This window comes from Microbispora sp. H13382 (genome assembly GCF_014161445.1).
GTDB lineage: Bacteria > Actinomycetota > Actinomycetes > Streptosporangiales > Streptosporangiaceae > Microbispora.
Genome location: NZ_JABBXA010000003.1, coordinates 441,690 through 459,924, shown reverse-complemented (window position 1 = coordinate 459,924; position 18,235 = coordinate 441,690). Strand labels below are relative to the sequence as shown.

10 protein-coding genes are annotated in these 18,235 nt (G+C 72.3%); 4 read left to right on the top strand and 6 right to left on the bottom strand.

Features of this window, described 5'->3' with window-relative positions:
• Positions 1 to 2: 2 nt before the first annotated feature.
• From HHX41_RS09570 to HHX41_RS09550, 5 genes are all read right to left on the bottom strand, one after another.
• The gene (locus HHX41_RS09570; protein ID WP_182905610.1) at positions 3 to 572 is read right to left on the bottom strand and encodes a DUF6817 domain-containing protein; all 570 of its coding nucleotides are present in this window, start codon (positions 570 to 572) and stop codon (positions 3 to 5) included.
• Positions 569 to 1,552: a TauD/TfdA family dioxygenase gene (locus HHX41_RS09565; protein ID WP_182905609.1), complete on the bottom strand. Its 984-nt coding sequence runs from the start codon at positions 1,550 to 1,552 to the stop codon at positions 569 to 571. Before HHX41_RS09565 ends, HHX41_RS09570 begins: the two co-directional genes overlap by 4 nt.
• A complete protein-coding gene (locus tag HHX41_RS09560) occupies positions 1,545 to 9,368 on the bottom strand; it encodes a non-ribosomal peptide synthetase (protein ID WP_182905608.1) in 7,824 nt (2,607 codons plus the stop codon). Before HHX41_RS09560 ends, HHX41_RS09565 begins: the two co-directional genes overlap by 8 nt.
• Positions 9,365 to 9,604 (bottom strand): MbtH family protein, encoded by a 240-nt coding sequence (locus HHX41_RS09555; RefSeq protein ID WP_310741898.1) that lies wholly within the window; start codon positions 9,602 to 9,604, stop codon positions 9,365 to 9,367. The genes HHX41_RS09560 and HHX41_RS09555 overlap by 4 nt, the downstream gene beginning before the upstream one ends.
• Positions 9,605 to 10,455: 851 nt before the next feature.
• The gene (locus HHX41_RS09550; protein WP_310741879.1) at positions 10,456 to 11,223 is read right to left on the bottom strand and encodes an ion transporter; all 768 of its coding nucleotides are present in this window, start codon (positions 11,221 to 11,223) and stop codon (positions 10,456 to 10,458) included.
• Between the two features lie 187 nt (positions 11,224 to 11,410).
• Between HHX41_RS09550 and HHX41_RS09545 the strand changes: the two genes are divergently transcribed.
• Entirely contained in the window at positions 11,411 to 13,267 is a 1,857-nt protein-coding gene (locus tag HHX41_RS09545; RefSeq protein ID WP_182905606.1) for a serine/threonine-protein kinase, read from the top strand.
• A 2-nt stretch (positions 13,268 to 13,269) separates the two neighbouring features.
• Here HHX41_RS09545 and HHX41_RS09540 read toward each other — a convergent pair whose 3' ends face one another.
• Entirely contained in the window at positions 13,270 to 14,421 is a 1,152-nt protein-coding gene (locus tag HHX41_RS09540) for an ROK family protein (RefSeq protein WP_169982415.1), read from the bottom strand.
• A 241-nt stretch (positions 14,422 to 14,662) separates the two neighbouring features.
• Between HHX41_RS09540 and edd the strand changes: the two genes are divergently transcribed.
• Genes edd through eda form a run of 3 tightly spaced genes read left to right on the top strand, consistent with a single transcriptional unit; the run spans position 14,663 to position 18,077 of the window.
• Positions 14,663 to 16,492 carry a phosphogluconate dehydratase gene (edd, locus tag HHX41_RS09535; protein ID WP_182905604.1) on the top strand — a complete coding sequence of 610 codons (1,830 nt, stop codon included), beginning with the start codon at positions 14,663 to 14,665 and terminating at the stop codon, positions 16,490 to 16,492.
• Positions 16,489 to 17,463: a glucokinase gene (locus tag HHX41_RS09530; protein ID WP_182905602.1), complete on the top strand. Its 975-nt coding sequence runs from the start codon at positions 16,489 to 16,491 to the stop codon at positions 17,461 to 17,463. The genes edd and HHX41_RS09530 overlap by 4 nt, the downstream gene beginning before the upstream one ends.
• Positions 17,460 to 18,077, top strand: a complete 618-nt coding sequence (gene eda / locus HHX41_RS09525) for a bifunctional 4-hydroxy-2-oxoglutarate aldolase/2-dehydro-3-deoxy-phosphogluconate aldolase (RefSeq protein WP_182905601.1) — start codon at positions 17,460 to 17,462, stop codon at positions 18,075 to 18,077. Before HHX41_RS09530 ends, eda begins: the two co-directional genes overlap by 4 nt.
• Positions 18,078 to 18,235 lie beyond the last annotated feature (158 nt).

Here is an 18,235-nt window from a genome sequence, read left to right as displayed (position 1 = left end):
TCTCAGGTCGTGTGCGGGGAAGGGGGGGCGTCACTCAGCGGGGCGAATCCGTAGGCCCGCTCGAGCGCGTGACGGGCGGCATCGGGCAGGTAGCGGCGCATCGCGTCGAACTCCCGCTCGCGGCTGTACCTGCTCGACTCGGGAAAACGGGGCCGCTGCTCCAGCCAGTTGGCCACGGTGAGGGCCGCGAGGTCGGAATACTGCGCGTCGATTACGCCGACCTGCTCGCCGGTACGCGTCTCCAGCAGGAACGGGGCGCCGTCGTAGGCGGCGTCGAACAGGCTGGTACGCGTGACGGTGCCGAAAAGGTGGACCAGCGTCTCCGCCTCCTCGCCGATGAGCTCGCGTACCGCGGGCCTGAGCTCGGGCGGTACGGCACCGGTCGGGAAGATCTCGGTGCCGTACACCGAGTGGAACAGTCCCGCGTCGCACAGCGCGTCCCGGGCGCCCCAGCTCCGCAGCAGGGCGTGCACGCCCTGGAGGTGGGCGAGCAGGTTCTCTCCCGAGTGCGCCAGCGCGTCGGCGCCGTGCCGCTCCAGGAATGCGATCTTGTCGGGGTGCCGGCTGATCATTTCCGTCCCCACGACGCCGGCCGGCCACCGACCGAGCCGGTCATGGCGACCAGGAGCTCACGCGGGCCCTCGAAGCGGTTGCGCCCGTGGGCCATGGCGAGGTTGTCGACCATGAGCAGGTCGCCCTCCTGCCAGGGGAAGGCCAGGGCCTCGGCGTCGTAGGCGTCGCGGATCGCCTTCAGATCGGCCTCCTCGATCCGGCTGCCGTCCCCGAGGTAGGCGTTGCGCGGCAGGTCCTCCTCCGCCATGAGTTCGAGCAGCGCCTCGCGGGTCGCCTGGTTCAGGTTGGAGACGTGGAAGAGGTGCGCCTGGTTCATCCAGACGGTCTTGCCCGTGACCGGGTGCTCGGTGACGGCCTGGCACGTCTCGGAGGTGCGCAGCATGCCGTCGTCCAACCACTCGTAGGCGATGCCGCGCTCGTCGCAGAACCGCTCCACGCCCGCGCGGTCCATGCCGGTGAACGTCTCCTTCCACGAGACGCCGAGACCGGGGCGGTAGTTGCGTACGTAGCGCACGCCGTACCGCTCGAACCGTTCCCGTACGTCGGCGGGGATGCGCTGGTAGACGGCGTGGCTGTCGGCGAGCGGCGTCTCACCGCCCACTGGGGCCGCCACCGCGGAGTAGAACCAGATGCGCTGCGGCCAGGAGGTGGTGTAGCTCATCTCGTTGTGCAGCGGGATGATCTCGGTCGCCGGGTACTCGGTCGAGGTGTAGACGTCGCCGACCTTGCTGCGCGGCGTCGAGCGGTAGGTGTACTCGGCCATCTCTTCGCCGAAGACTCGTACGAAGCGGGAGAACACCGAGGCGTCCGGCACGTCGAACCCGCGCAGGAGGCACGCGCCCGCGCTGGTCAGCCGCTCGTTGAGGCGGTCGGCGTGCTCTTGCGCCCACGCCACCGGGTCGACGCCCGGCGTGGTGGCCTCGTACAGCGCCACCCGGTCGCGCTCAGGGAATAGACACGACTCTTTCACGTCATCCATGGGTCCTCGCAAACGATCGCAGGGCGTTCTCGACCAGGCCCGCGAGGCGCTCGACGCGCTCGCGGTCGTGCAGGCTCGCGCTGAAGCGGAAGGTGAGCGTGAGCTTGCCGCCGGAGATGCGGCCGTGGACAGTGAGCGCGTACATCCGGGCGATGCGCGGCGGCTCCCAGCCGTCCTCGACGGGCGGGCCGAGCAGCGGCGACTCCTCCGCCGGCCCCTCGAACTCGCCCCAGTTGCTCAGCAGGATGCCCGGCTGCCCCAGCGGCGCGAGCCGCCGCGCGACCTCCGGGCGGGTGCCGAGGTAGCGCAGCAGGCCGAAGCCGAGCCCGCCGCGCGGCACCGCGCGCACCTGCGCCGCGACCGATCTCAGGAGCGCTCGCGGCCCCTCCTCCTCCGGCAGGTCGAGTAGCCGGGGCGAGGTCATGGAGAAACGGCCGATGGCGCGCGACAGGTCGAGGTCGTCGCCGCCGAGCTCACGGCCGCGGCCGACCAGGTCGAGCAGGATGGAGCGCTGCCCCGACCAGTCGGCGTAGCCGCGCAGCATGGCCGCGAGCAGGCCGTCGTTGAGCGTCAGCCCGTACTCGCGCGGCAGCGTGCGGCGCAGGGCCGCCGTGTCGTCCGCGTCGAGTCCGACGACGACCGTCTCCTCCGAGGACATGAGGTTGTCCCCGCCCTCGTGGTCCAGCGGCAGCCTGGGGACGGGCCGCTCGGCCAGCGCGGTCCAGTACGCGACGTCCTCGTCGAGGTCGGCCGAGCGGGCGAGCTCGTTCATGCTCCGCGCCCACGCGGCGAACGACGAGGTGGGCGGCTCAAGCCACGGCTCGACCCCGTCGACGAGTGCCAGGTAGGCCGTCTGCAGGTCCTCCAGCAGGACGCCCCAGGAGCTGTTGTCCATGAGCTGGTGGTGGACGATGGCGACGAACCGGTCGGGCCGCCCGGCCCCGAACCGCACCAGCGCGACATGCAGGAGAGGGCCGCCCGCGTAGTCGAGCTTGCGGTGCAGCGTCCTGTCCAGCCTGGCGAACGCGGCGTCCTGGGCGGCCGGGTCCAGCGCCGACAGGTCCACGCTGGTGAACGGGGTACGGTCAAAGGAGTTCTGGATCTTCACCCGGTAGGCGTCGCCTTCGCGCGGGAAGCCGATGCGCAGCGACTCGTGATGGGCGATTACGTGGGCCACCGCCTGCTCCATGAGCTTCGGGTCGAGCGGCCGGAGGGTGTCGAAGATGAAGATGTGCGTGTACAGGTGCTTGTCGGCGAAGTCGCGTCGCAGGAACGCGTGGTGCGAGGGCACCAGCGGCACCGTGCCGCCGGTCTCCACCTTCGTGGCGGTGCCGCCGGCCTGTGCCGCCACGGCGGCGAGATCGGCGACGGTGGGGTTGGCGATGAGCTGCGCGGGCGTGATCGCGACGCCCGCCTTCCTGGCCCGGTCCACGACCCGGATGACGTGCAGCGAGTCGCCGCCGAGCGCGAAGAACCCGTCCCGCCGGCCCACGGCGGGCAGCCGCAGCACGTCCTGCCAGATGGCGGCCAGCGTCTCCTCGGTCGCACCGCGCGGCGCGTCGTCCTCGGTCTCGGCGGTGGTCACCTCCATCGCCCGCAGCGCCACGCGGTCGGCCTTGCCGTTGGGCAGGCGCGGCACCGCGTCGACCGGCACCAGCGCCGGGATCATGTAATCCGGCAGCTGGTCCGTGAGCGTCGCGCGCAGGCGCTCCACGGTGGCCGCACCGCCGGGACGCAGGGCCACGTACGCCACCAGGCGCCGCTCGTCGGGGGCGTCCTCGTGGCAGAGCACGACGCACTCGGCGACGCCGTCCAGCGCTCCCAGCACGGACGCGACCTCATCCGGCTCGACCCGGTGGCCGCGGATCTTCACCTGGTCGCCGAGACGGCCGAGGAACTCCACCTTCCCGCTGGGCAGGAACCTGCCGCGGTCGCCCGTACGGTAGAGGCGGCTGCCCGGCGGCCCGAACGGGCTGGCGACGAACCGCTCCGCGGTGAGCGCGGGGTCGCCGAGATAGCCCCTGGCCAGGCCGGGGCCGTCCACGACGATCTCACCCGGGTGCCCGACGGGCACCGGGCGCAGCGCCTCGTCCACCACGTGCAGCCTGGTGCCTGGGATCGGCCGGCCGAGCGGCACCACGGCGCCCCGCCCTTCGCGCTCGGCCGCGATCGGGGCGGCGGCGACGATGCCGGTGGTCTCGGTCTGGCCATACATGTTGACCAGGCGTATCGGCTCGCCCGGCAGGCGACGCAGCGCCTCGGGCAGCTCGTAGAGCAGCGGCTCGCTCGCGGTGAGGACGACGCTCGGCCGCCACCCGTCGAGGCGGGCGAGGGCCGGCTCGACCACGCGCAGGTAGGACGGTACGAGATCCAGGACGTTCACGCCGTGCTCGGCCGCGTACGCCAGCAGCGTCTCGGGCGAGGCGAGCTGGTCGCGTCCGGCGATCACCACCCGGCCGCCGCGCGAGAGCGGCACCGCCAGCTGCCGCACCGAGGAGGAGAACGCGAACGACGCGGTGTGCAGGAACACCGGCTCTCCGGGCAGCGGCAGCGCGGCCGGCAGGGCGTCGAGGTAGGCGGCCAGACCGCCCTGGGTCACGACCACGCCCTTCGGCCGGCCCTTGGTGCCGGAGGTGTAGACGACGTACGCCGGGTGCTCGGGCAGTGGCGCCGCCGGGCGGGCCGCGTGGGTTTCGGCCTCGGCGTCCTCCAGCAACAGCCGCTCACCCGCAGGGGCGGTGGCGGCCAGGGCGCGTGAGGTGAGCACGAGCGCCGGGCGGGCGTCCGCCACGACCGCCGCCACGCGTTCGGCCGGGTAGGCGGGGTCGAGCGGCACGTACGCGGCCCCCGCCTCCAGGACCCCCAGCACCGCCACCACGAGGTCGGCGCTGCGCTCGAAATACACGGCCACCATGGACTCCGGTCCGACGCCCCGGGCGCGCAGCGCAGCGGCCACCGCGACGGAGCGGCGGCGCAGCTCCCCGTACGACAGGGTCACCGGACCACAGGTCACCGCCGGGTCCTCGGGACGGAATCCGGCCTGCTCGGCGAAGCGCTGCGCGAACGTGTGGACCTGCCCGCCCGTGTACGTGCCGCGGCTCAGCTCGGCCAGGCTCTCCCGCTCGCCCGGCAGCATGATGTCCACCTCGAAGACGCGCTGCCCCGGGTCGCGGACGAGCCGTTCGAACAACGTCTCCAGCCGCGCCATCAGGCGGGCGATCGTGCCGGCGTCGAAGAGGTCCGTGCTGTACTCGGCGTGCCCCTCGATGCCGTCCTCGGTCTCCCACAGGTCGACGACGAGGTCGAAGCGGGCCGTGCGCTGCTCGTTGTCGATGACGGTGAGCGTCAGCCCCTCGCCCGGGTCCGGCAGGCCGCCCACCGCGTTCTGCAGCGCGAACCGCACCTGGAACAGCGGCGAGTGGCTGAGGCTGCGCGCCGGCGCGACCGCGTCGACCACCATCTCGAAGGGCACGTCCTGGTGGGCGTACGCGCCGTACGCCACCTCGCGCACGCGCCGCAGCACCTCGGAGAACGTCGGGTCGCCGGACAGATCGACGCGGAGCGCGAGCGTGTTGGCGAAGAAGCCGACGATGCCCTCCAGCTCGGTCAGCGTGCGGTTGGCGATGGGCGTGCCGACGGTGATGTCGCGCTGCCCGCTGAGGCGGGCCATGAGCACGTCGAATCCGGCCAGCAGCGCCATGAACAGGGAGACGCCCTCGCGCCTGGCCAGCTCGCCGATCGCGCGCGCCAGCCCACCGGACCAGCTGATCTCGTGGCGGGCGCCGCGGAAGCTCTGCACCGGCGGGCGCGGCCGGTCGGTGGGCAGTTCGAGCATCGGCGCGTCCGCGAGTTGCCGTTTCCAGTAGCCGAGCTGCGCCTCCAGGTCCGCGCCCGCCAGCCAGGACCGCTGCCACATCGTGTAGTCCAGGTACGTGTACGGCAGCGGCGCCAGCGGTGACGGCTCACCCTTCGCGAACGCCCGATACAGCGCCATGAGCTCGTTCAGCAGGATGTCCAGCGACCAGCCGTCCGAGACCGTGTGGTGCAACGTCATCAGGAGCACGTGCGCGCCGGATCCCAACCGGACGAGCCTGCCCCGCAGGAGCGGGCCACGGGCGAGGTCGAACGGCGTGCGCGCCTCCTCGTTCATGAGCGCGTCGAGCCGCTCCCGCGGCGCGGACCGGAGGTCCACCTCCTCGTACGGGACCGCGTCGGCGGGCAGGATCTCCTGCACCGGCTCGCCGTCCAAGGACGGGAAGCACGTCCGCAGTCCCTCGTGCCTGGCCCACAGCGCCGCGAACGCCTGGCCGAGCGCCTCGGCCCGGAGTTCGCCGTCGAACCGCAGCGCCATGGGAACGTTGTAGAAGGAGCTGTCCTGCGCGAGCCGGTTCAGGAAGTAGAGCCGCCCCTGGGCGTACGACAGCGGCGCCGGCGAGGTGCGCGGCGCCGGCACGAGGCCGGCGCGCGGCGCCTTGCCGCCGAGCGTCTCGACGCGCGTGGCGAGGTCGGCCAGCGACGTCGCCTCCAGGAACACCGTCAGCGGCAGGTCGAGGTCGAGCGCCTTGCGCAGGCGGGCCATGGCCTGCACGGCCAGCAGCGAGTGACCGCCGGCCTCCAGGAAGTTCGCCTCGCGGCTCACCGAGGGCACGCCGAGAACCTCCGACCAGACCTCGGCGATGATCTGTTCGATCGGGGTCGCGGGCTCGGAGCCCGCTTCGGGTCCCGCGGCCGTCGGACGAGGGAGCACGGTCCTGTCGACCTTGCCGTTCGCGGCCAGGGGCAGCGCGTCCAGGACCACGAAGACGTCCGGCACCATGTAGTCGGGCAGGTCGCGGCGCAGCTCCGTACGCAGGCCGGCTTCCAATCCCGGCGTGCCGGTCGCGGTCGTGGTGACGTACGCGACCAGCCTGGCCTCGCCCGGCAGGTCTTTCCGCAGCAGCACGACCGCTTCGCGTACCGCGTCCAGCCGGGTCAGCGTGGCCTCGATCTCCTCCAGTTCGACGCGGTAGCCGCGGACCTTGACCTGGGTGTCGACGCGGCCGAGGCATTCCAGCTCGCCGTCGGCGCGCATCCTGGCGAGGTCACCGGTGCGGTAGAGGCGGGCGCCCGGCGTGGTGGAGAACGGGTCGGGCAGGAAGCGCTCGGCGGTCAGGTCGGGCCGGTTCCGGTAGCCGCGTGCCACGCCGGCACCGCCGACGTACAGCTCTCCGACCGCGCCGCGTGGGACAGGCGCCAGGTTCGCGTCGAGGACGTACAACCGGGTGTTGGCGATGGGCCGGCCGATGGGGACGGTCCCGGACAGGTCGGTGTGCTCGTCCACCTCGTGGACGCAGCAGCCGACGACGGTCTCGGTGGGACCGTACTCGTTGACCACGCGCAGCCCGGGCGCGCGCTCGCGCCAGGCGGCGACGGTGCTGCCGTGCAGGCTCTCGCCGCCGGCGACCAGGTAACCCTCCGCCTCGACGGTGGCCGGGGGAAGCGCCTTGTCCAACGCCTCCAGGTGGGCCGGGGTCAGCTTCACCAGGCCGAATTCGAGCCGGTCCGCGCCGAGCGACTTGGCGAGCATGTCCAGTTCCTCGCCTTCGCGGACGAGCACCACCGGGCGGCCGGCCAGCAGCGGGCAGAACAGCGTGGTCACGGACAGGTCGAAGCGCAGCGGCGAGACGAGCGGCGCGCCGCCGCCGTCGGCGACGCGGTAGAAGGTCAGCGCCCAGGCGAGATAGTTGGTGAGGCCCCGGTGCGTGACGACGGCACCCTTGGGCCTGCCCGTCGAGCCGGAGGTGTAGATGATGTAGCTCGCGCTCTCCGGGTGCGGCCGGGGGTCCTGGGCCTGCTCCGCGTGCTCCTGCGGCACCGGCTGCTCCGGCTGGTCGGGCCGGTCGGGCCGGTCGTCGTCGGCCAGGAGCACGTGCGCGCCGGTCTCCGGCAGCGACTCCCGGCGGGCGCGGGTGGTGATCACGATCTGGGTGTCGGCGTCGGCCAGCATGAACGCCACGCGCTCGGCCGGGTCGCTCACGTCGAGCGGCACGTACGTGCCGCCGGCCTTCAGCGCGGCAAGCACCGCGACCACCAGCTCGACGTCGCGCTCGAGGAACAGGCCGATCCGCGTCTCCGGCTTGACGCCCGCGCCGCGCAGGCGTGCAGTCAGCCGGTCGGCGCGTCGGCTCAGCTCCGCGAACGTGAGCGTTCGGTCCCCCGACACCAGCGCGGGCGCGTCCGGCGTGCGTCGCGCCTGCCGTTCGAACAGTTCGTGCGCGTACGTCTCGCCCAGGAGCGGGTCGTCGGTGCGGTTCCAGTCGACGACGATCTCGCGCAGTTCCTCATCGGACAGCAGGCGGGCGTCCGCGATGGTGCCGTCCGGGGCGTGGGTGAGGCTGTCGAGCAGGGTGCCGAGGTGCGCGGCCGTGTCGGCGACGGTGGCCGGTTCGAACAGATCGGCGGCGTACTCGAGGACACCGTGCAGCACGCCGTCGGCGTCCGGCCAGAGCTCCAGCGACAGGTCGTACTTCGCCGTTCCGGTGTGGTGGTCGACGGTCGTGACGCGCAGGTCGCCCGCCGTGACGTCCAGCCCCGGGTTGTCCACCAACGCGAACAGCACCTGCGCCAGTGGCGCGTGGCTCAGGCTGCGCGGCGGATCGACCGCCTCCACCACCGCGTCGAACGGCACGGCGCTGTGCGCGATCCCTTCCTGCGCGACCTCGCGCACACGGCGCGCCAGCTCGCGGAAGGTCGGGGCGCCCGAGGTGTCGATCCGCAGCACGATCGAGTTCGCGAAGAAGCCGACCATGGTTTCCAGCTCGACGCGCGGCCGGTTGGCCACCGGCGTCGACACCGAGATCTCGCCCTGTCCCGAGTAGCGCGACAGCAGCGCCGCGAACCCGGCGAGCAGCACCATGAACGGGGTCACCCGCTCCTCGCGCGCGAGCTCCTTGACCGCCGGCCAGATCCGCGTGGGCAGGGTGAACCGGTGGCGGGCGCCACGGAAGCTCTGGGCGGACGGGCGCGGACGGTCGAGCGGAAGCTCGATGACCGGGATCGCGCCGTCCAGCTTGTGACGCCAGTATGCGAGCCCGTCAGCCAGTTCGGCCGCCCGCTCCGGACGGGCCTCCCAGGCGGCGTAGTCGGCGTACTGGAGGGGGAGCGGCTTCAGGCTCGCCTCGCGTCCCGCCACAGCGGCGGAGTAGAGCTCGAGCAGCTCGTCGACCAGGACGCTCATCGACCATCCGTCGCACACGCTGTGATGCACGGTCAGGAGAAGGACGTGGTCGGCGGGATCGCGGCCGAAGACCTGCGCGCGCGCCAGCGGCCCCCGCTCCAGCGAGAACGGCCGCGCCGCCGCCTCCCGCAGGACCGGTTCGAGATCGGCGTCGCCGGGTCCCGCGCAGGGGAGCGGAACGGGAGTGAGGTCCACCTCGACGTCCGGCCGGATCCGCTGCACCGGCTCGCCGTCCGCCGCGGTGAAGACGGTCCGCAGCGCCTCATGCCTGAGGAAGAGGCGCCGTACCGACTGAGCCAGCAGGTCGAGCCGCAGCGGCCCCGAGAAGCGGAGCGCCACGGACACGTTGAACATCGCGCTGCCCGGGCTGAGCTGGTCCATGAACCACAAGCGCCGCTGCGCGGACGAGAGCGGGAGCGCCTCCGTCCGCGGCACGGGGACGATGGTGTCGTCGTTCTCGGCACGCCGCCGGACGAGACGCTTCTCGAACAGCAGCCGCTTGGCCTCGGACATGGACTCCAGGCGTGCCTCCGCGGCGGCCCTCTCGTCCCCTCCGGCCTGCCCGACGCCGGTCGCGCCCGCGCTCGCTTCCGAGGTCATCGAGTCGCCTCCTGCCCAGGCGGAGCCACCTGGTCCAGGTACGCCACCAGACTGCGCGGCCGCATGTCCGTCCAGTTGGCGTTGATGTATTCCAGGCAGGAAGAACGGTCGGCCGCCCCGTGAACAATCGTCCAACCAGCCGGCACATTGCCGGACGCCGGCCAGAGCGAGTGCTGACCTTCGTCGTTGACCACGACAAAAAACCGACCAGCGGGATCGTCGAAAGGATTGGACACCAAAACACACCCCTTGACAGTGTTTACTGTGTGATAAGCGCACGGTGCGATCAGCGCACGGTTCACCAAGGCAACGCTTTTCGCAGATCAGGTCGCCAAGCGTGCCGCATCTCCCGCCGATCTCGACGGGAGTGTCCACCGCACGCCATGAGCCGAAGTCGCGTCGCCCGCCCGGATCGCCGCCGTACTACCTGGTAATGGCCTTCAGCAGGCGCGATGGGCCGTCAGAGGCCCTCTAACTCCATGCCGTCGCGGCATATCCCCGAATCCCGCTCACACCCCGTGACGTGGCCGAAAATCCTTGCTTCGGCATACGTCGGACAGCTCTTTCCATATTTCCCCCGGTAACGCCGATCTCTCACCCCTGGAGATCGTCGGAAGGTCCGGCCAACGAAAGGACCCAAGCCATATATATCCGACTCCCTGCTATACGCATAGCCTTACATCGAGAAATCCAACTTTCCCAATGAGGCCGCTCGATCGGCTTCCCCTGCCGCATTCGTCCCGCTGCCTGCCCGGACTCCACGACATCAACAAGCCGGCGGTCGCGAGAGTCAAGCCCCGGTGAAAGACCGCCGAGCGGTCTTCGGCGATGCCGTGCTCCGCCTCGACGACGGGGCGGCCCGCCCCGGGCGCCGGACCGCGAGCTCATCGCGCTGTCCCGGCCGCCGAGGCGTCTCGGCCGCCAAGCCGCCGTAGAAGCCGCCCGAGGCCATGCGGACGGAGATCCGGCGGCACCTGGCCGAGGGCCGGACTCCCGGCCAGGTGTGGGTTGTCACACCACCCGAGGGGACGTCACCGCCTACTCCGGTTCCCCGCGCACGCGGGGATGGTCCCCCGGGAAGTGGCGATCACGAGCTGGGCACCCGTTCGCCCAGGCTCTCGCGCAGGCCCCTGATCTCCTCGCGCAGGGCCGACAGCTCGGCGAGCGTCGAGCTGTCCTGCCTCGCCTCCTCCTCCATGGCGCTCACCACGACCGCGATGAAGAGGTTCAGCACGACGAAGGTGCAGACCAGCACGAACACGACGAAGTAGATCCACGACGAGGGGTGGGTCTCCATCAGCTCACGGTTGATCTCCGACCAGCCGTCCCCCGTCATGACCTGGAACAACGTGTACAGCGACGTGGGCAGGTCGCCGAAGTAGTCGGGCGCGGCGGCGCCGTACAGCTTGGTGCCCATGACGGCGGCGACGTACAGGACGAGGCCGAGCAGGACGACGATCGAGGTCATCCCGGGGACGGCGGTGAGCAGCGCGGAGACCACCCGGCGCAGCGACGGCACCACCGAGATCAACCGCAGCGCCCGCAGGACGCGCAGGGCCCGCAGCACCGACAGGCCGCCCGCGGTGGGCAGGAACGAGAAGCCGATGATCAGCAGGTCGAAGACGTTCCAGGGGTCACGCAGGAACCGCCACCGGTAGACGTAGATCTTGGCCAGGATCTCCGCCACGAAGACGTACAGCGCGACGTGGTCGGCGACGTGCAGTTCCGTGCCGTACCGGGCGACCGCCGCGGCGGAGGTCTCGACGCCCAGCGTGGCCGCGTTGAAGAGGATCACCACGGTGATCGCCTGCTGGAACCGCCGCGACTCGATCAGGCGGCGGACACGTTCACGCACGAAGGACTCCTGGGGGGCCACGGAAGATCGACAAGAGCCTAGTGCCCCCGTCGGACAATTCCGTTCCGGCCGGATGGATCCCCCGGCCGCAGCCGGCCCGACGAGCCCTCGGCACGACACCTGGACGGGGCAGGTGCTTTCGCTACTCTGGCCCGCAGAGCCGTGATCGCGATGGATGAGGGGCTGCATGGCCGAAAGTCCGTTACGTGCCGGAGACCCCGAACGGCTGGGTGACTACCGCCTCGTGGGCCGACTGGGGGAAGGCGGCCAGGGCGTGGTGTATCTCGGCGAAACCCCGGCCGGGGAGAGGGTGGCGGTGAAGGTCGTGCGGGTGCGGCCGTCCATCGGCGTTCCCACGTCCTTCGCCAGGGAACTGGCCGCGGCACGCCAGGTGGCGGAGTTCTGCACGGCGCGGATCATCGACGCCAGGCTGGACGCCGACCCGCCCTACATCGTGAGCGAGTTCGTCGACGGCCCATCGCTCCAGCAGGTGATCGAGAGCGGCGGGCCGCTCATGGGCGCGGTGCTGCATCGCCTGGCCATCGGCACCATCACCGCCTTGGCTGCCGTCCATGGAGCGGGGGTGGTGCACCGCGACTTCAAGCCGAGCAACGTGCTGGTCGGCCCCGACGGGCCACGTGTCATCGACTTCGGCATCGCCCGGCTGGTCGACGCCTCGACCACCACCGGCCTCCCAGCCGGTACGCCGCCGTATATGGCGCCCGAGCACTTCCACGGCGACCGGATCGGGCCTCCGGCGGACGTGTTCGCCTGGGGCTCCACCATCACGTACGCGGCCACGGGGTCGCCCCCGTTCGGCCGGGACACGCCCGCGGCCATCGCCTACCGCATCGTGCAGGGCGACCCCGCCCTCGGTGACCTGACGGGCGGGCTGCGCGATCTGGTGACACGCTGCCTGGACAAGGACCCGGCGCGACGGCCGACCGCCCGCGAGGTCCTCCTGAGCCTCCTGGACGACGTGCCGTCCTCCGGCGGGGACGTCGCGGCGCTCCAGATGGGCCGGCAGGCGGCGATCGAACAGGCCCCCGATCTCCTCGCGCCGGGGGCGACGGGCGGCGGGGAGCACCGGCTCCCCCGCCGGGCGCTGCTGGCCGGCGCGGGAGCGGTGGTCGCGGCCCTCGCGGGCACCTGGATCGCGGTCACCCGCCTGCCCGGCGGGACCGGAGCCGGCGGCGCCGTGCCGTTCGGGTCGAGGTCAGGGGCGTCGCCCGTGCCGACGGCCTCCGGCTCCTCCTCCCTCGCCGCAGCTTCGGGCGGACCCGCCGTGAGCGTCTCCGCCTCCCCGGGCTCCGCGTCCGGCGGGGCCGCCTCGCCGCCGGTGACCCCGGCCCGTGCGTCCGTGCCGTCCCCGGTCGCGGCTCCCGGGACTCCGGCGGAGCTGGGGGCGGCGATCGACGCCGCCGTCACGGCCACTCCTTCCGCAAGGTTCGCCTGTGAGGGCCTGTTCACCGAGAGCGATAGCTACCTGCGAGCCTCCGGCCGATTCACCCATGATCCCGAAGACCGGTACGACGGCGACTCCTACGACATGCGCATCGCCTATTCGGCGGACGAGTGGAAACGCGTCGTCGTCATCGCTCGCGACGTCCACCTTCCGAACGGCGAGAAGCTGCCGCTGGATCTCGACCCGCAGGGAGAGGCCGCCGGTCGGCACGACGCGGCTGCGGCGGGCGCCGCGCTCTTCATCCTCGTCGGCTCGATCCCCACGATCCTGACCCTTGTCGGCGCCACCCCGAGGGTCTACCGCTCCGGGAAGGACGGCAGGACGTACTCGGGCGGCGTCCAGGTCGCGGACGCCGGTTACGTGCTGCGCGATTTCCTCGCGAGCTGGCTGCCCCCGGAGCAGGGCCTGGACAGGTCCCGCATCTCGTACATCCTGACGCTCGACCAGGAGGACCTGCCGGTCAGGTTCGTGTTCACCTGGAAGGCGTCCCTGCCGCGGCGGGGACTGAACTCGTCGTCCTTCACGACGACCTACCGCGAGTGGGGCCCGGCCGTGCGGATCGCCGCCCCGGCTTCCTGAAATCAGCGGGCGGCGGCGTCCACGGCCCGGGCCGACAGGACCTGGTCGAGGACCATGAGGGCGCAGCCGGTGATACCCGCGCCGGGCCCGAGTCGGCCGCGCTCGATGCGCAGGCTGCGGGTGGCGAGCTGGGTGGAGCGCCGGTAGACGACCTCGCGCACGCCGGACACCAGCGGCTGGAACATCTCGGCGACGTCGCCGCCGAGGACCACGACCGCGGGGTTGAGCAGGTTGACCGCGCCGGAGATGACCTCGCCCAGCCAGCGGCCGGCCTGCCGCACCACGGCCATGGTCTCCGCGTCGCCGGCCCGGACCAGGGCGGTCACGTCGGCGAGCGACGTCACGTCGCGGCCCTTGGCCCGCAGGTCGCGCAGGATCGCGGTGCCGCTGGCGACCGAGTCGACGCAGTCGAGGTTGCCGCAGCGGCACAGCACGCCCCCGCCGTCCCGCACGGGGATGTGCCCGATCTCCCCGGCCGCGCCGAGCGCGCCGCGCAGGATGCCGCCGCCGGAGATCACGCCCGCGCCGATGCGGGTGGAGACCTTCACGAACAGCAGGTCGTCGAGTTCGGAGGCGTAGACGACGCGGTGCTCGCCCATCGCGATGACGTTCACGTCGTTGTCCACGAGCACCGGCACGCGGAACCGCTCGGCGATGATCGGCGGGATCACCACGCCGGTCCAGCTCGCCATCACGCGGGCGCTCTCGACCCGCCCGGCGGCGAACTCCACGGTCGCCGGAACACCGAGCCCGATGCCGACGACGTCGTCCCGCCCGTCGAGCAGCTTCTCCCAGGTGTCCATGAGCAGGGGCAGCACGACGTCCGGCCCCTCCTCGACGTCGATGTCCAGGTCGGTGCGGTGCAGCACCTCGCCCGCGAGGTCGCACAGCGCGATCTGGGTGCGCCGGGCGCCGAGCGAGGCCACCGGGACGACTCCCCCGGAGGCGGCGAAGCGCAGCCGCACGGGCGGACGGCCCCCGGTGGAGGGCCCTTCGGCGTCCTCCACGATCAGCCCGCGCTGGAGCAGGTCGGCGACGCGGTGCGCGACGGCCGGCCGGGACAGGCCCGTCACACGGCCGATGTCGGCACGCGTCACCGCCTCCCCGCTCCGGATGAGCTGGAAGACCTCGCCGGTCGTGGCTATACGTGACATCGAGCGTAAGTGAAGCACAGGAACTCACCTAAGTTCAACGACTTATTCATTTCGAGTTACAAAACTAGGCTTGATAAGTCGCATAACTTCCCGATACTGTCCCATCCGTGCCCAATCGACACCTGGTGCCCGATCAACGGATCGGGGGCCGGACGTGCCGCCGGGCGCACGTCCCGGGACGACGCCCCCGGGGCGCGTTCGACCCCGCCTCGCGGCGGCACCGGCAGGAGGAGGACCTTCCGTGACGCACCCCGTTATCACCGAGGTCACCGAGCGCGTGGTGACGCGCAGCCGCGACGGCCGTGGGGCCTACATGGAGCGGGTGCGCCGCGCCGGGGCCGAACTGCGTGAGCGGGGGCCGGCCCGGGGGCGGCTCGGCTGCGCCAACCTGGCCCACGGCTTCGCGGCCGCGCCCACCGAGGACAAGCTCGACCTGCGCGGTACGGCGAAGCCCGGCGTGGCCATCGTGACGTCGTACAACGACATGCTGTCGGCGCACCAGCCGTACGAGACCTATCCGCCGGAGCTGAAGCGGGCGGTCCGCGACGCGGGCGGCGTGGCGCAGGTGGCGGGCGGCGTGCCCGCGATGTGCGACGGCGTCACCCAGGGCCGGGCGGGCATGGAGCTGTCGCTCTACAGCCGCGATGTGATCGCGATGGCCACCGCGATCGCGTTGTCGCACGACATGTTCGACGCGGCCCTGCTGCTCGGGGTCTGCGACAAGATCGTTCCAGGCCTGCTCATCGGCGCCTTACGATTCGGGCACCTGCCGGCGATGTTCGTGCCCGCCGGGCCGATGACCTCGGGCCTGCCGAACAAGGTCAAGGCCAGGGCCCGGCAGTCTTTCGCCGAGGGCAAGATCGGCCGCCTGGAGATGCTCGACGCCGAGGCGGCGTCCTACCACTCCCCCGGCACCTGCACGTTCTACGGCACCGCCAACTCCAACCAGCTCCTCATGGAGGTCATGGGCCTCCACCTGCCCGGGGCGACGTTCGTCAACCCGCACACCGAGCTGCGTCACGCGCTGACCCGGGCGACGGCGCGGCGGGCGGTCGAGATCACCCCGCACGGCGAGGAGTACACGCCCGTCGCCGAGGTCGTGGACGAGAAGGCGATCGTCAACGCGGTCGTCTCGCTGCTCGCCTCCGGCGGCTCCACCAACCACACGATGCACCTGGTCGCCGTGGCGGCGGCCGCCGGCATCGAGCTGACCTGGGACGACATGGCGGCCCTCTCCAAGGTCGTGCCGCTGATCACCCGCATGTACCCCAACGGCCAGGCGGACGTGAACCACTTCCAGGCCGCGGGCGGCATGGCGGTGTTCATCGGCGACCTGCTGGACGCCGGGCTGCTCCACGAGGACGTGCTCACGGTCGCCGGGCGCGGCCTCGGCCACTACCGCTCCGCGCCCGCGCTCAAGGAGGGCGCGCTGGTGTGGGAGGAGCGGACCGAGCCCGGCACCGACACCGAGGTCCTGCGCCCGGTCGCCGAGCCGTTCTCCCCCGACGGCGGCATCCACATGCTGTCGGGCAACCTGGGCCGGGCGGTGAGCAAGGTCTCCGCCGTCAAGCCCCAGCACCTGGTGATCGAGGCCCCGGCCAAGGTGTTCGACGACCAGCTCGACCTGCTCGCGGCGTTCGAGCGGGGCGAGCTCGACGGGCAGGACTTCGTGGCGGTCGTCCGCTACCAGGGCCCCCGGGCCAACGGCATGCCCGAGCTGCACAAGCTCACGCCGCCGCTGGCCGTCCTGCTCGACCGCGGCCAGAAGGTGGCCATCGTCACCGACGGCCGCATGTCCGGCGCCTCGGGGAAGGTCCCCGCGGCGATTCACCTGTCCCCCGAGGCCGCCGACGGCGGGCCGATCGCGCTGGTGCGCGACGGCGACGTGATCCGCCTCGACTCGGCCGCCGGGACGCTCACCGTGCTCGCCGACCTCACCGGGCGTACGCCCCAGGGCGCGCCGCTGACCGACGAGCAGTGGACCGGCACCGGCCGCGAGCTGTTCGCCTCCTTCCGTCGCGTGGTCGGCCCCGCCGAGCGCGGGGCGAGCGTCTTCGGAGGTGCCGCGTGAGCCTTCCCTGGCTGGTCGCGGACATCGGCGGAACCAACGCCAGGTTCGGTTTGGTGACGCGGCCCGGAGGGCAGCCGGATGCGGTAGCCGTACTCGACGTTTCCCAGCATCTCGGCCTTGCCGATGCCGTAGCCGCCTATCTCGCAGATTATGCGGGCGGAGTTCGGCCGGGGGCCGCGTGCCTGGCGATCGCCGGTCCGGTCGACAGGGACCGGTACCGGCTGACGAACGCGGGGTGGTCGGGATCCGTGGAGGAACTCGGCATCCCGCTCACGGTGCTGCTCAACGACTTCGAGGCGCTGGCGATCTCGCTGCCGCACCTCGCGGGGGACGACCTCGTGCCGCTCGGCGGCCCCCCGCCGACGGCGGGCCTGACGAAGGCCGTGCTCGGACCCGGCACCGGGCTCGGAGTGGCCGGGCTGGTCCCCGTGCGCGAGGGCTGGCAGCCTGTGGCCGGCGAGGGCGGGCACGTCGCCGTCCCCGTCGTCACGGAGTTGGAGATGGAGATCGTCCGGGCGCTGCGCGCGGACGGCCTGCCGTACGTCGACGCCGAGCACCTGCTGTCGGGCACCGGGCTGCCGCGGCTTTACCGCGGCCTCGCGCTCGCGCGCGGCGTCGCGCCCGCGACGATCACGGCGGCCCAGATCACGGCGGCCCAGATCACCTCCTCGGACGACCCGCTCTGCGTCGAGACCGTCGAGGTCTTCCTCGCCCTGCTCGGCGGCTTCGCCGGCGGCGTGGCGCTCACCCTCGGCGCGCGGGGCGGGGTCTATCTGGGCGGCGGCGTACTGCCCCGCCTGGTCGCGCGGATCCCCGGCAGCGCGTTCCGGGCCCGGTTCGAGACGACCGCGCCGGCGCTGTCGGAGTACGCCGCCGCGATCGCCACCTCACTGATCATCGCCGAACAGCCGGCGCTTACGGGCGCGGCCGCCTGGCTCGCCCAACGATTTCCCCATGTGGAGCGTGTATGAGCAACCTTCTCGACCTCGCGCCGGTCGTCCCGGTGGTCGTCCTCGACGACGCCGAGAGCGCCGTCCCCCTCGCCCGGGCCCTGGTGGGCGGGGGCCTGCCGGTCATCGAGGTCACGTTGCGGACCCCGGTCGCCCTCGACGCGATCCGGCGGATCGCCGCCGAGGTGCCCGAGGCCGTCGTCGGCGCGGGCACCGTGCGCTCGCCGGAGGACGTGGAGGCCGCGACGGAGGCCGGCGCCCGCTTCCTCGTCTCCCCCGGCACCACGCCCGGCCTGCTCGCGGCCATGCTCGCGGCCGGTGTGCCGTTCCTGCCCGGCGTCGCCACGGCCACCGAGGCGATGACACTGGCCGAGCGCGGGGTGCGCGAGCTGAAGTTCTTCCCGGCCGAGCCCGCCGGGGGCGTCACGTACCTCAAGGCACTGAGCGGGCCGCTGCCCGACGTGCGGTTCTGCCCCACGGGCGGGATCACCCCGTCGAACGCCCCGGCCTACCTCGCCCTGCCGAACGTCGGCTGCGTCGGCGGAAGCTGGCTCACACCGCGCAGCCTGGTGACGGCGGGCGACTTCGCCAGGATCGAGAAGCTCGCATCCGAGGCCGCGGCGCTGCGTCCCTGAGCGCTCCCCCGCGCTGTGTCCCTGAGCGCTCCCTGAGTTTCCCCAGCTCGCCGGCCCGTCCTTCCTCCCTCGACGGAGCCGGTGGCCATGCTCGTGCCCGTGACCCGGGCACGTCCATGGGTGCCGGGCCCGTGACCGCTCACCGGCGGTGGCGGGCC

What these genes read in the sequence shown, in the direction of transcription:
- HHX41_RS09560 (WP_182905608.1), bottom strand. Translation starts at nt 9,368, where the DNA reads ATGACCTCGGAAGCGAGCGCGGGCGCGACCGGCGTCGGGCAGGCCGGA.
- HHX41_RS09545 (WP_182905606.1), top strand. Translation starts at nt 11,411, where the DNA reads ATGGCCGAAAGTCCGTTACGTGCCGGAGACCCCGAACGGCTGGGTGAC.
- HHX41_RS09565 (WP_182905609.1), bottom strand. Translation starts at nt 1,552, where the DNA reads ATGGATGACGTGAAAGAGTCGTGTCTATTCCCTGAGCGCGACCGGGTG.
- eda (WP_182905601.1), top strand. Translation starts at nt 17,460, where the DNA reads ATGAGCAACCTTCTCGACCTCGCGCCGGTCGTCCCGGTGGTCGTCCTC.
- HHX41_RS09570 (WP_182905610.1), bottom strand. Translation starts at nt 572, where the DNA reads ATGATCAGCCGGCACCCCGACAAGATCGCATTCCTGGAGCGGCACGGC.
- HHX41_RS09540 (WP_169982415.1), bottom strand. Translation starts at nt 14,421, where the DNA reads ATGTCACGTATAGCCACGACCGGCGAGGTCTTCCAGCTCATCCGGAGC.